Genomic DNA, 12,069 nt, shown 5'->3' with positions numbered 1-12,069 from the left:
TGCCTATTCATAAATAGGTGTTTAAGTTTTTAAAAAGATAGATAGGTTTAGAACTTTATTGTTTTTTCAATTCGCCCGCCGTAATCATTTATATAAACAAAGCTCATATTCGTTATATTGCTATTTTTAAGTTTTATCTGATCTTCTGAAAATGGAGCAATCATCAGACCTTGTTTTAATAAGTCTGTTTTTTGATGATTCTGTTCTTGAAAAATTGAGCTTATTGTAATGTAAAAGGGAGTAGGGTTTTTAATAAACAATGTTTCCCCGTTTTTTACCCACTGGATTTTTTCACTAAAAGTATCAATATTTTCTTTTAAATTTACTGGTCGATAAAAGAATTTAATTCGTGAACGAATCGCTAATTGAAGAAAATTATTAGGTAATGCTTCATTATTTTCTTGTTTTTTCCCTTCTGGTCTTGGGGGAATATCTAATACATTAAGCCAGAAAACACTTTCTTTATTTTGGTTTAATTGAGACGCATTGGGTAGCGCAGTAATTCGTAAAGTTTGACCTTTAGATGGTTCGATGCGTGAAATAGGAGGTGTAATAATAAAGGGTACATTCGACTCATCGGGAGTCGATTTAGCATTTCCGTCATCAATCCAAGCTTGAACAAGAGAAGGAGCTGTACCATTATTGCTGAGCTGTAAGCTGACTTCTCGGGCGTCCGATGGGTATATTACACGTGTACCATGAAGTACTATTTCAGCATGTCCTGTAGTAGCAATTACGGCTTGAAGACAAGCCATTCCCCAAAAAAATTTACGACCACGAAAAAGCATGAGTCATATTCTCAATAACAAATAATAGATGAGATATAGCTTCTATTTAATAATAGAAGCTGGTTTTAAATTATTGATAAATAATCGTGTATTTTACTTGTGAAGTTACAGTACCAGCAGTAGATGCACCAGTCGCATAATATTCAGCATAATAATTAAGATCAGCATTACCACCAGCAGAAACATTTACCCATTGAGAGTTATCCTGTGCACCTGAAATTCCTTTAGCAAGTACAGGAATTACTGCATTATTGCTCCCTAATAGTTGAATATTGACATTAGCAGCTGCACCAGAGGTAGCTTGGTTTAATAAGCGGCCAGTATTAAAATCGACAGTTGCGCCTGGTTCAAAATAAGTCGCAACTTTTCCAGCTGAAGCACAATTGGTTAAATTGATTTGAAAAGGAGTGCGACCAGCAACATCACCTGCATTTTTTAAAGATTGAGATGATACTGTAGGTAAATTCACAGTAAGGTTTTTATCACCTGTATCAATTGTACAAGTATTATCAGTTACTAAACCATTAATAGTAATTGTACCGTCCGCTGCTTGTGCTGCTGTAATATTAAAAAGCGTAGCTGTCGCTATAAAAATAAATTTTTTCATGAAATCCCCGAAATATCCTATAAGTATAGATTGCTTACTTTTCAGTGCTTTTATTCTGATCAAGTAGTGCGGTGGAAATATAGCACCTTTCAATTAAAAAACAAGAATAACATTATATTTTTATATATTTTTATTGATTATTTTTTAATAAATAAGTTTATTTTAATTGTGATTTATACCATTTGGTAAAATACATTAAATTTATTTTATTTAAAATAAATTGATAATGAGTTTAATTTAAGTTGTTGAATTTAATTAATTTAAGTTTTTCTTTAAAAAGAAATATAAAATGTATGTTTCCTTATTTATTTAAGTAATTGTTTTTTAATGATAAAATTGTTTTGTTTATATTGCTTAAAGATATTTATTTTTTTAAGAATTTTTTAAGGTTTAATTCCTAGTGTTTTAGTTGTAATTCAATAAAAGATCGTCTGGAGTTTGTTTCCATGAACAGCATGAAATACAGTTATAAACCAAATTATTTTTTCTTTGCTCATAAATTAGTCTTATTTTTAAAAGACTATTTACTTAAACATCCTACAGAACAGAATACGACGTTTAACTTACAAACAATTTATGATGTCTTTAGCCATGACTTGGCATCTAGTACAACGAATTTAGAAGGCATTTTAAATATTGTTGATGAGTATGTTCTAGAAACTGAAGAAGGGCTGTTGCCACTGATTAGCAGACACTCAATCAACTTAAAAAGTCATGTACTTTCTTTAGAGTTTTCACCTAAGGCGTTAACTAGCTTGTTGTCAGGTCACTCATTGGTAAACCCTAAAGCTGCCTAAGGAAATTTCTTTTAAGCTCTGAATATCTCGGATAAAATTTACTTGGTTTTTTTATTAGAGTTATTCATGAGCAAAGACTATAAAGCTTTGACTTATATCGCGGATGAAAATATTTCAGATACCATTCTATGGCTTTTAAACCACCAAGATGTTTTTGAATCTTTTCAGTTTGATGTATTGAGCCAAGAATTATCGGTTACACATGCGGCAGGTAGGGATATTATTCGAGTTGGAACCTTTCTGAATGCTACTTATGGAATATTAGTCACTTCTGTATAAATGGAAAAGCCCTGAATGATCAGGGCTTTTCTATTCTTGATGCTGTTAAGCACTCATTGCATCTACTGATAGGTCAGAAACAGTTGGTTTTGGCTTTTCAGCAGTTAAACCAAGTTTGTTAAATAATGCTTGGTCTTTACCTTCACCTGCATTTGGAGTGGTAAGCAATTTATCACCCGAGAACAGAGAGTTCGCACCAGCCATAAATGCTAAAGCTTGATCTGAATCACTTAAGGATTCACGACCTGCTGATAAACGGATATAGCTATGTGGCATAACAATACGTGCTACAGCAATTGTACGAATCCACTCAATGACATCTAGTTTTTCAACATCAGCTAGTGGTGTACCTTCAATTGGAACTAGCATGTTAATTGGCACAGATTCTGGATGAATAGGTAAGGTCGCTAGTTCATGCAATAGGCCGATACGATCTTCACGGCTTTCACCTAAACCAACAATACCACCACTACATACTTTCATACCTGCTTGACGCACATAGTCCAAAGTATTTAAACGGTCATCAAAAGTACGAGTACTAATAATGTGAGAATAGTACTCACGAGAAGTATCAAGGTTGTGGTTGTAATAATCTAGACCAGCATCTTTTAGGCGTTCTGCTTGTGATTGGTTAAGCATACCTAAAGTCATACAGGTTTCCATACCTAATGCTTTAACTTCACGTACCATTTCTAAAACATACGGCATATCGCGTTCATGTGGGTTACGCCAAGCAGCGCCCATACAAAAACGAGAAGAACCTGAATCTTTTGCAGCTTTTGCTTCGCTAATTACTTTTTCAACAGCAATACGTTTTTCTGCTTCTAATTTTGAATCGTAATGTGCAGATTGAGAGCAATATTTGCAATCTTCAGGACATTTACCCGTTTTAATCGATAAAAGGGTGCTGACCTGAATTGTATTGGCAGTGAAGTGCTCACGGTGTACTTGTTGAGCCTTAAAAACTAAATCCAAAAAAGGTTGTTCATATAGAGCTTGGATTTCTTCACGAGTCCAATCATTACGTAGAGTCATTGTCATATCCATGATGATGGCATTAATTCACTGTACATAATCATACAGAATTCGTATTAAAGCTATAGGGCAAAAAACATCATTTTTTTAATTTGATAGCTGAAGTTGATTAAGTTGCTGCTCAATTGCCCAATCAATATGCACATTGACGATTTCGTCATGTAAATTTTTGCCTTTGTGTAGTTGATCTACAATTTCTTCTGAATATGGCGCATTACCCATTCCAATAGCGATATTGCGTTTAAATGATTGATAACCTGTGCGACGTATTGGACTACCTTCGGTATTGGCTAAAAAAGTAGCTTCATCCCACTGCCAAATCTCGAGCAGACTAATGTTATCTAAACCATGTCTAGGGTCGAAATCGGTAATAGAAGCTTTTTTTGCAAAGCTATTCCAAGGGCAGATTAACTGACAGTCATCACAACCAAAAATTCGGTTACCAATACCTGCACGCAGTTCTTCAGCAATAATTCCTTTATATTCGATAGTTAGGTATGCAATACAACGTCTAGCATCGAGCATATAAGGTTCGACAATCGCCTGCGTTGGACAAATGTCGATACACGCGCTACAAGAGCCACAATGTGCTGTTGCAGGTTCGTCAAAAGGTAGGTCGAGTGATGTAAACAATTCACCTAAAACGAAAAAAGAACCCGACTTTTTATGAATGAGCAAAGTATGTTTACCCGTCCAACCCATTCCAGCACTTTCAGCTAGTGATTTTTCAAATATAGGCGCCGAGTCAGCAAAAGGGCGTGACTCAAAATCTCCTACTTTTTCACGAATTCGTGTTGCTAAAGTTTTCAATCTACCACGCATCACCTTATGGTAATCACGGCCACGTGCATATCGGGCGATAATGGCTGAGTTCGGTTCAAGTGGTACATATCGTGGCTTTGGCGATTCCACCAAATAATTCATACGTACGCAAATAATACTTTTTGTGCCCGGAACTAATAAGGTCGGATCAGCTCGCTTTTCTAGGTTTTCTTCTAGATAAGTCATATCTGCATGATAACCACGTTCAAGATACTCTAAAAAACGTGGCATTTGCTCTTGAGCATCTGGTTTTGCGATGACACAATCAGCAAAACCCAAGTCTAATGCTTGAGCTTTGATCCATGCTTTTAATTCATGAGGATCAAGTTGTTGCACTGCAATGCGTGATGTGTCGGAAGATGTCATAAACCAAAATGCAAGAGGATAATAATATGCAGGCGGTAGTTTACCATAGCGATGATATTCGAGCATGGGAGCAGCGCTGGTTTGCTGCACAAAACTCATCATTAGGCTTAATGCAGCAGGCAGCTTGGTCAATCACTCAACAGCTCATCGCAATTTTTGAAAACCAAAATCTTAAGAATATTGCCGTCTGGTGCGGACAGGGTAATAACGCAGGTGATGGCTATTTTATAGCAAGTTATTTAAAACAAGCTGGATTTCATGTAGAGATATTTGCGGCTGAGTCGGGCGACTCAACTGATTTACAACATGCCGTCGATTTTGCGAAGGAAAATGATGTTCAGGTTCACCAAAGTTTCGAGGTGAGTAAAACCTTTGATTGCCATATTGACGCATTATTTGGGATTGGTTTAAACCGTCAGTTAAATGATGATTGGCAAAATGCTATTCAACAATTTAATGAACAAGTTGGACTAAAAATCTCGATTGATATACCAAGTGGTTTGCATGCAAATACAGGACGTGTCTTACCTTCAGCAATAAAAGCTGACCATACTTTTGCTGTTTTAGGTCTTAAGGCAGGATTATTTACTGGGCAAGGTAAAGAGTACGTAGGGCAAGTTCATTTAATTAATTTGATTCCGGTAGATCAAGAGCTAAAACCTTTAGCTTATTTAACACCTATAAGTATTAAACTTCCTAAACGTATGGCTTTTGGGCATAAAGGAAGTTATGGACATGTTTTGGTGATCGGTGGGCATGAGCAAATGGGTGGCGCTGTCATTATGGCTGCTGAAGCTGCTTTTCATGCGGGGGCAGGTAAAGTGACTGTGATTTGTCATCGCAACCACCATCAGGCCATTTTGTCACGAGCTCCTAATATTATGCTCCGTGATATTAATGAGCTCGAAGAAAAGGACATCAAAGATATTTTGTCTCAAGTCGATGCAGTATGTTTTGGAATGGGACTGGGCCGTGATGAATGGGCACAGCAAATTTATCAGCAATGGTTTAATTTATTAAATCAGAGTACACATCTAGAAACTGTTTTAGATGCAGATGCTTTATGGTTTCTTGCCAAGCAGCCTGAAAAATTGGGTGCACACGTTTATGCGACGCCTCATCCAGGAGAAGCTGCTACCTTACTGGGTTCTTCTACAGCGGAAATTGAAAATGACCGAATTGCTGCAATTTATGCGTTGCAACAAAAATATATGGGTCAATGGGTGCTTAAAGGGGCTGGTAGCTTAATTTTAGAGAATAACTTGTACATGTGTACCCAAGGTAATGCTGGTATGGGAACTGGTGGAATGGGGGATGTATTAGCAGGTATGATCGCGAGCTTAAAAGCCCAGTTCCACAAAGGTATTGCATTACATGAGATAGTGACTCTGCATGCCCAAGCAGGTGATGAACTTGCAAAACACGGCATGCGTGGTTTACAAGCTTATGAAATGAATCAGGCAATTACTCAAGTCGTGAATCAATAAAGCTTTAACGTCTACGGCTACTCGAGCGGCTCCGTCCACGTGCCATACCACCTAAAGCATTTAAGACCGAAAGCTTACTCATACTTCCCGATGCATGAGCATGGCAAATGGCAGCCGCAAGGGCATCGGCTGCATCGGATTGCGGTTTAATGGTCAGATTAAGTAATCGCATAACCATCATTTGTACTTGTTCTTTATCTGCGGCGCCATAACCCACTACAGATTGTTTAATTTGACGAGCAGTATATTCTGCAACCTGTAAATCTAAATTAACTAATGCGGCTATGGCTGCACCACGGGCTTGTCCTAGTTTTAAGGCAGAGTCTGGGTTTTGGGCCATAAAAACTTGTTCAACAGCAGCTTCTGTTGGGCCATGAAATTTCACAATTCGCTCAACGCCAGCGAAAATACGCTTTAAGCGCTCTGGCATTTCTTGAGTTTCTGTTCGGATTGTACCGGCATCGACAAAACGCAGTTTACTACCATCTTTTTCAATGATTCCATAACCTGTTAAGCGTGAACCTGGGTCAATTCCAATAATCAATGCCATATGAAGACTTGTATAAATAGTTTAGAGAGTATTGTTACATAGCCAAAACGGTTCTGCATGGGTAATTTAAAGAATGCTGTGATGAACGGTTATTTTTCGGTTTTTATCGTACCAATTTATATTTTTAAAATCATTTGATGTAATTCTATTTTAGTGGAATACTTATCTATAATTGTGGAATAGAGTCTGATGAATGGACGATATTAATATACGAATTGCACATCGTATACGAGAGTTACGTTTAGCCCGTGGGTATACTTTAGACGTACTTGCAGCCCGATGCCAAGTCAGTCGTTCAGCTATTTCTTTAATTGAAAGAGGGGAAACGAGTCCAACAGCAGTCGTGCTTGAAAAACTAGCCAATGGACTTGAAGTACCCTTAACTCAAATTTTCACGAACGAAGCAACTAGTTCATCTCCTCAACCATTTATTCACCGAAATGAACAAGCTGAGTGGCGAGATCCGGAAACTGGGTATGTTCGCCGTACCGTATCACCACCAAATTTAAAACTACCATTTCAAATTGTTGAAATTGAATTCCCGCCTCATTCTCGAATTACGTATGAAATGAGTGAAAGCTCTAAAGTAGTACAACAGCAACTTTGGATAGTTGAAGGGCAAATTGATATTCAATTAGGTGAAAATTCTTACGCATTAGGTCAAGGGGATTGCTTGGCTATGCAATTAGATCAACCTGTTATATACAGCAATAATTCATCACAAGTCGCGCGCTATATTTTAGTCGTCTCTAATCAACTCGTGTCTGCTCTTAAGGAAGCTTTATGAACTATTTCCTCGATTCTAATTTTCGCTTAATTGACTGTAATGAGGCAGAACATGCAGCAGCAATATTAGAGATTCTCAATGAGGCAATTATTAACTCTACTGCCCTATATGACTATGTACCGCGCTCGCTTGCTTCAATGCAAACCTGGTTTTCTGTAAAGAGAGAAAATGATTTCCCTATCATTGGGGTTATAAATGAATCGGGTAAATTATTAGGATTTGCTAGTTGGGGAACTTTCAGAGCTTTTCCAGCTTATAAGTATACAGTTGAGCATAGTATCTATATTCATCATGAACATCGTGGCTGTGGGTTGAGTAAAGTTTTAATGCAAGCGTTAATTCAGCGAGCTCAAGAAGCCCAGCTTCATGTACTCATTGGTTGTATTGATGCGACAAATCAAGCCAGTATAGGCCTCCATGAAAAAATGGGATTCACACATGCGGGTACTTTTAAACAGGTAGGTTTTAAGTTTGGACAATGGTTAGACGCTGCTTTTTATCAGTTAATTTTAAATACACCATTTGAACCTGTTGATGGGTAAATTATCAAATTTTTTGTTAGACAATGGCCCAGTTCAATATAAGAAAAACTGAACTGGGGCATAGCGTAGGTTTATAAAATACCTAATTGTTCTAAGCTTTTATAAGTAATCTCTTTTCGAACAGAGCTAGGTATTCCTTTTTTCATTTCTAAATTGAGAGAGAACGCTACAATATTCCCTTTAGGTTGGATCACCCAGCCAGTTAACCAACCCACTTGTGGGTCTACATCCCATCCCCAGCCACTTTTTGCGTATATTTTATTTCCATTTTTTTCTTCTATGAAAAGCATGGATTGAACTTGTTCTTGTACATTTTGACTAAATGAAAGGGTTTTGTTAGCTAACCTATAGGCAAATTGTGCTTCTTGTTGAGGTGTAATTTTTAAAGGGCCGACAAGCCAAAAATTATCGACTTGGGTGCCAATATTAGTATTGCCATAATCTACACGTTTTACCTCAGCAGACATGAGCTCAAGTCCAATACGACGAGCTAAATCTTGATAAACTGGAATAGCAGAAGCCTTCATAGCATCGCCTAGTGTCATATCCTTTTCCCATTCAGGAAAGAGTCGCTTTTTTCCATCCCATTTGAATATTTCTGTTGTGGTTACCTTATGGTGCTCAAGGCCGATTAAAGCATTAAGCATTTTAAAGGTTGAAGCTGGTACGTACTCTGTTGAAGCTCGAGTAAGATCGTTACCATAGCTTTGTTGTGTTTGACCTTGTTGAATAACTAAAACACCAGTTGTATGTGCTTCTTCAAAGATGTCTTTAATTTTCTGCGCTTTTTCATCTGCTTTTAAAGCACTATTATTTGGATTTGCGGTCACTATATAATGCGAGCAGGCAGAAATAAGAAGAGCGCTTGTTACCAATAAGATAGCTTTAATATTCATGCGATTTATAAAATTAAATTTAAAGTTTAGCTAATTAATGTAACTTGAGTGGATCAAATATTAGATATCAAAAATGTAAGTTAGATTTTAGAAAAATGTCGATAATAGATAAAAAAACGGCTAATTTTTGAAAAAATGCAATCTTGTAGAAAAAACACTTGATAAAGTCGTTATAGCACTCATTAATAATAAAGTATGGCTATTTTATTAATTTAGAATCAGTCTTATTGATAGTATTGCAGAATGTTGGTTTAGCGGTGATTTGAAGTTACAAGAAAACATTGTCTAAGCTTTACAGCCTTTTTAATCCTATTTTCAACTGAAAATGGTTTATGGGTTAGATGGTGACACCTGCAATGAATTTTCTTTTTGAGATAGATAAAGTTTTACATGAATTTACTTCTTATTGTGGTTCTGGGCGCGATTGTTGAAATTGCCGTATGGATTGGCGTAGCACAGTTCATCAGTGGATGGTATGTGTTTTTCTGGTTCATTATTGCTTTCTTTATTGGTCTAACGCTTATTCGTAAAAGTACGGCTGGTATTATGCCGCAATTACAACAAATGCAGATGACTGGGCAATTAGGCAGTGATCCAACTGTGACTAAAAAACTAGCATATGCTTTTGCAGGTTTTTTATTGATGGTGCCTGGATTGGTATCAGACGTTTTAGCGCTCTTAATTCTAATTCCGGGCGTACAAACTGCGTTCCGTAATATCGCAATGAGAACACTCGCAAAGCGTCAGCAAGCTATGATGGAAAAAATGATGGGTGGCATGGGCGGTGCTGGCGCTGGTCAAAATCCATTTGCTGATTTAATGCGTCAAATGCAGGACATGCAAGGTCAACAAGGTGGTGGTCAATATCGTGGCGATTCAAGTATTATTGATGGTGAAGCACGAGAAGTTACCCCAGACCATAAGAAAATTGAACATAAAAATAAGGATTAATTAATTCCTTATATAAAAGATAAAAGGCCTAAATCTTAAATGTTTAGGCCTTTTTTAATGTTATATGCGTTATTCATCTGAAGTTTTAGGAGTATCCATGTCAGCTGGTGCTGCTACAGTTTGATTTTCTTCTGACTTGGTTTGAGGTTGATACTTGTTTGAAGGCAGACTTGCTTGCTTGTTTTCAGACTGTTGATATTTCCGGCTTCTATTGGCTCTTTCACGAAAGCCACCTTTATTAATGAGCTGTGTGTGTGACATAGATTGGCCTAGAAAAATAAACTATTTATGCATTTTAGCAAATTCAGCAAAATATCAAAATAAGAAAAATAGTACAGAAAAAATAATATTTAATTTATCTCTTTGTATAATCTAAATTTTTTAAAAATGAACGCATTGTTCATTCAGATTGAATTCTCTTTTCATTTCACATAGGATAAATATAAAGGATGTATAAATTAAAAATTGTAGCAAACCTATTAAAACAACAACGGTTGAAGTGAGGGAAGGAGGGTTACCTATGCTATATCAATATCATTGTGCATGTTGTGACAAAGTCGTGGCATCAACAGATAAATCATGTCCGTATTGTGGTTCACACCATATTCGAAGCCCGTATGGGTTATGGATGTTTTGTGTGATGGCTTGTCTAGCTGTAGTCGTTGTATTCAAAGTTGTCCATGTTTATATCCAGAATCATCAAGATACGCCTACGCAATCGACTTTGTTGGATGTACTAAATGAAGGTGATAAAACTACGAAACAGTAGTAGTGCTTAATTTGCTACATACTTATTCAATAATGTGTGTTGGTTGGCTTATTGCTTAGTTTTAACAATATATAAAAATAATAAAAAAGCCCGCATTGAGCGGGCTTTTAATATATGGGACTTAGAGGCCCGCAGCATCTTTAAGTACTTTAACTTTGTCAGTTTTTTCCCACGTAAATGCAGAGTCTGAACCTTCACGACCAAAGTGACCATAAGCAGCTGTTTGCTTATACATTGGTTGAATTAAGTTAAGCATACGAGTAATACCAAATGGACGTAAATCAAAATGTTCACGTACTAATTGAATAATTAACTCATCAGAAACTTTTGCAGTACCGAAAGTATTGATTGAAATAGAAGTCGGCTCTGCAACACCAATTGCATAACTCACCTGAATTTCACATTTGTCAGCAAGACCAGCCGCAACAATATTTTTAGCAACATAACGACCAGCATATGCAGCTGAACGGTCTACTTTAGATGGATCTTTACCAGAGAATGCACCGCCGCCGTGACGAGCCATACCACCGTAAGTATCAACGATGATTTTACGACCTGTTAAACCACAGTCACCTACTGGACCACCGATAACAAACATACCAGTCGGGTTAATGTGGAATTTAGTAGCAGCATGGAACATTTCAGCAGGAATGATCGGTTTGATAATTTCTTCAATTACAGCTTCTTTAAGCTGAGTTTGACTAATTTCAGGATCATGTTGAGTAGAAAGTACTACTGCATCTAAACGTACAGGTTTGCCATTTTCATAAGCAAAAGTTACCTGACTTTTTGCATCTGGACGTAACCATGGTAATGCACCTGAACGACGAAGTTCAGCTTGACGCTCCATTAAACGGTGAGCGTAAGAAATAGGAGCTGGCATAAGCACGTCAGTTTCACGACTTGCGTAACCAAACATTAAACCTTGGTCACCGGCACCTTGATCTTCAGGTTTTTGGCGATCTACACCTTGTGCAATTTCTGGTGATTGTTTACCAATCATGTTGATGACTGCACAAGTTGAACCATCAAAGCCTAGATCTGAATGGTGATAGCCGATACCGTTAACAGTTTGGCGAACAACAGCTTCTACATCAATATTCGCAGTAGTTGTGATTTCACCTGCAAGTACAACAGCGCCTGTTTTTACCAGTGTTTCACAAGCAACACGTGCGTATGGGTCTTCTTTTAAGATTGCATCCAAAATAGCGTCGCTAATTTGGTCGGCCATTTTATCGGGATGACCTTCGCTTACAGATTCCGAGGTAAAAACAGCGTACTCGCGCATGAAAGTCCTATCTTGGTTATTTCAAAAAGACATAATATGTTACATCGACTTGAGCTTGAGGACCAGTTCATACTGACTAAAAAGCATGAATTTATTTCATTTCTA

The 12,069-nt window shown here is 37.2% G+C and carries 15 protein-coding genes; 7 read left to right on the top strand and 8 right to left on the bottom strand.

Annotation, left to right across the window (positions count from 1 at the left end; all coding sequences use genetic code 11):
* Positions 1-47: 47 nt before the first annotated feature.
* Positions 48-788, bottom strand: a complete 741-nt coding sequence (locus RMA95_RS14110; protein ID WP_311071400.1) for a fimbria/pilus periplasmic chaperone — start codon at positions 786-788, stop codon at positions 48-50.
* A gap of 70 nt (positions 789-858) precedes the next feature.
* A complete protein-coding gene (locus tag RMA95_RS14105; RefSeq protein WP_311071398.1) occupies positions 859-1,395 on the bottom strand; it encodes a fimbrial protein in 537 nt (178 codons plus the stop codon).
* Positions 1,396-1,841: 446 nt separating this feature from the next.
* Between RMA95_RS14105 and RMA95_RS14100 the strand changes: the two genes are divergently transcribed.
* Together RMA95_RS14100 and RMA95_RS14095 are read left to right on the top strand one after the other, a co-directional pair.
* Positions 1,842-2,192 (top strand): hypothetical protein, encoded by a 351-nt coding sequence (locus RMA95_RS14100; RefSeq protein ID WP_263613554.1) that lies wholly within the window; start codon positions 1,842-1,844, stop codon positions 2,190-2,192.
* Positions 2,193-2,258: 66 nt separating this feature from the next.
* Positions 2,259-2,471, top strand: coding sequence for a hypothetical protein (locus RMA95_RS14095; RefSeq protein WP_002050123.1), 213 nt, complete (start codon positions 2,259-2,261; stop codon positions 2,469-2,471).
* 45 nt (positions 2,472-2,516) lie between these two features.
* On the opposite strand, the gene bioB is transcribed toward RMA95_RS14095, so the two are convergent.
* Together bioB and queG are read right to left on the bottom strand one after the other, a co-directional pair.
* Positions 2,517-3,506, bottom strand: a complete 990-nt coding sequence (bioB, locus tag RMA95_RS14090; RefSeq protein ID WP_002049782.1) for a biotin synthase BioB — start codon at positions 3,504-3,506, stop codon at positions 2,517-2,519.
* Positions 3,507-3,593: 87 nt separating this feature from the next.
* A complete protein-coding gene (gene queG / locus RMA95_RS14085) occupies positions 3,594-4,694 on the bottom strand; it encodes a tRNA epoxyqueuosine(34) reductase QueG (RefSeq protein ID WP_311071393.1) in 1,101 nt (366 codons plus the stop codon).
* 26 nt (positions 4,695-4,720) lie between these two features.
* Here queG and RMA95_RS14080 point away from each other — a divergent pair, with 26 nt between their 5' ends.
* Complete coding sequence (locus RMA95_RS14080) at positions 4,721-6,181, top strand: NAD(P)H-hydrate dehydratase (RefSeq protein ID WP_311071392.1); 1,461 nt, start codon at positions 4,721-4,723, stop codon at positions 6,179-6,181.
* A 4-nt stretch (positions 6,182-6,185) separates the two neighbouring features.
* Here RMA95_RS14080 and ruvC read toward each other — a convergent pair whose 3' ends face one another.
* Positions 6,186-6,731, bottom strand: coding sequence for a crossover junction endodeoxyribonuclease RuvC (gene ruvC, locus RMA95_RS14075; RefSeq protein WP_002121356.1), 546 nt, complete (start codon positions 6,729-6,731; stop codon positions 6,186-6,188).
* 193 nt (positions 6,732-6,924) lie between these two features.
* On the opposite strand from ruvC, the gene RMA95_RS14070 reads away from it, so the two are divergent.
* Complete coding sequence (locus RMA95_RS14070; protein ID WP_311071389.1) at positions 6,925-7,518, top strand: XRE family transcriptional regulator; 594 nt, start codon at positions 6,925-6,927, stop codon at positions 7,516-7,518.
* Positions 7,515-8,060 carry an N-acetyltransferase family protein gene (locus RMA95_RS14065; RefSeq protein WP_311071387.1) on the top strand — a complete coding sequence of 182 codons (546 nt, stop codon included), beginning with the start codon at positions 7,515-7,517 and terminating at the stop codon, positions 8,058-8,060. Before RMA95_RS14070 ends, RMA95_RS14065 begins: the two co-directional genes overlap by 4 nt.
* Before the next feature lie 71 nt (positions 8,061-8,131).
* Here the strand turns inward: RMA95_RS14065 and blaOXA are convergent, their stop codons facing one another.
* Positions 8,132-8,956: a class D beta-lactamase gene (gene blaOXA, locus RMA95_RS14060; RefSeq protein ID WP_311071385.1), complete on the bottom strand. Its 825-nt coding sequence runs from the start codon at positions 8,954-8,956 to the stop codon at positions 8,132-8,134.
* A 390-nt stretch (positions 8,957-9,346) separates the two neighbouring features.
* On the opposite strand from blaOXA, the gene RMA95_RS14055 reads away from it, so the two are divergent.
* Positions 9,347-9,907, top strand: a complete 561-nt coding sequence (locus tag RMA95_RS14055) for an FxsA family protein (protein ID WP_311071383.1) — start codon at positions 9,347-9,349, stop codon at positions 9,905-9,907.
* A 69-nt stretch (positions 9,908-9,976) separates the two neighbouring features.
* On the opposite strand, the gene RMA95_RS14050 is transcribed toward RMA95_RS14055, so the two are convergent.
* A complete protein-coding gene (locus RMA95_RS14050; protein WP_311071381.1) occupies positions 9,977-10,168 on the bottom strand; it encodes a hypothetical protein in 192 nt (63 codons plus the stop codon).
* A 259-nt stretch (positions 10,169-10,427) separates the two neighbouring features.
* Between RMA95_RS14050 and RMA95_RS14045 the strand changes: the two genes are divergently transcribed.
* Positions 10,428-10,676 carry a hypothetical protein gene (locus tag RMA95_RS14045; RefSeq protein WP_263613561.1) on the top strand — a complete coding sequence of 83 codons (249 nt, stop codon included), beginning with the start codon at positions 10,428-10,430 and terminating at the stop codon, positions 10,674-10,676.
* Between the two features lie 121 nt (positions 10,677-10,797).
* Here RMA95_RS14045 and metK read toward each other — a convergent pair whose 3' ends face one another.
* The gene (gene metK / locus RMA95_RS14040) at positions 10,798-11,964 is read right to left on the bottom strand and encodes a methionine adenosyltransferase (RefSeq protein ID WP_311071379.1); all 1,167 of its coding nucleotides are present in this window, start codon (positions 11,962-11,964) and stop codon (positions 10,798-10,800) included.
* Between the last annotated feature and the right edge of the window lie 105 nt (positions 11,965-12,069).

The organism is Acinetobacter sp. V110_1 (assembly GCF_031798975.1).
In the GTDB taxonomy this organism is placed as follows: Bacteria; Pseudomonadota; Gammaproteobacteria; order Pseudomonadales; family Moraxellaceae; genus Acinetobacter; species Acinetobacter nosocomialis_A.
This window is presented reverse-complemented; position numbering and strand designations above follow the sequence as displayed.

Bases quoted from the DNA above. Each gene is read 5' to 3' on its own strand.
- RMA95_RS14055 (WP_311071383.1), top strand. From the start codon at position 9,347: ATGAATTTACTTCTTATTGTGGTTCTGGGCGCGATTGTTGAAATTGCC.
- RMA95_RS14080 (WP_311071392.1), top strand. From the start codon at position 4,721: ATGCAGGCGGTAGTTTACCATAGCGATGATATTCGAGCATGGGAGCAG.
- blaOXA (WP_311071385.1), bottom strand. From the start codon at position 8,956: ATGAATATTAAAGCTATCTTATTGGTAACAAGCGCTCTTCTTATTTCT.
- RMA95_RS14105 (WP_311071398.1), bottom strand. From the start codon at position 1,395: ATGAAAAAATTTATTTTTATAGCGACAGCTACGCTTTTTAATATTACA.
- bioB (WP_002049782.1), bottom strand. From the start codon at position 3,506: ATGACTCTACGTAATGATTGGACTCGTGAAGAAATCCAAGCTCTATAT.
- RMA95_RS14065 (WP_311071387.1), top strand. From the start codon at position 7,515: ATGAACTATTTCCTCGATTCTAATTTTCGCTTAATTGACTGTAATGAG.
- RMA95_RS14050 (WP_311071381.1), bottom strand. From the start codon at position 10,168: ATGTCACACACACAGCTCATTAATAAAGGTGGCTTTCGTGAAAGAGCC.
- ruvC (WP_002121356.1), bottom strand. From the start codon at position 6,731: ATGGCATTGATTATTGGAATTGACCCAGGTTCACGCTTAACAGGTTAT.
- RMA95_RS14095 (WP_002050123.1), top strand. From the start codon at position 2,259: ATGAGCAAAGACTATAAAGCTTTGACTTATATCGCGGATGAAAATATT.
- queG (WP_311071393.1), bottom strand. From the start codon at position 4,694: ATGACATCTTCCGACACATCACGCATTGCAGTGCAACAACTTGATCCT.
- RMA95_RS14110 (WP_311071400.1), bottom strand. From the start codon at position 788: ATGCTTTTTCGTGGTCGTAAATTTTTTTGGGGAATGGCTTGTCTTCAA.
- RMA95_RS14100 (WP_263613554.1), top strand. From the start codon at position 1,842: ATGAACAGCATGAAATACAGTTATAAACCAAATTATTTTTTCTTTGCT.
- metK (WP_311071379.1), bottom strand. From the start codon at position 11,964: ATGCGCGAGTACGCTGTTTTTACCTCGGAATCTGTAAGCGAAGGTCAT.
- RMA95_RS14045 (WP_263613561.1), top strand. From the start codon at position 10,428: ATGCTATATCAATATCATTGTGCATGTTGTGACAAAGTCGTGGCATCA.
- RMA95_RS14070 (WP_311071389.1), top strand. From the start codon at position 6,925: ATGGACGATATTAATATACGAATTGCACATCGTATACGAGAGTTACGT.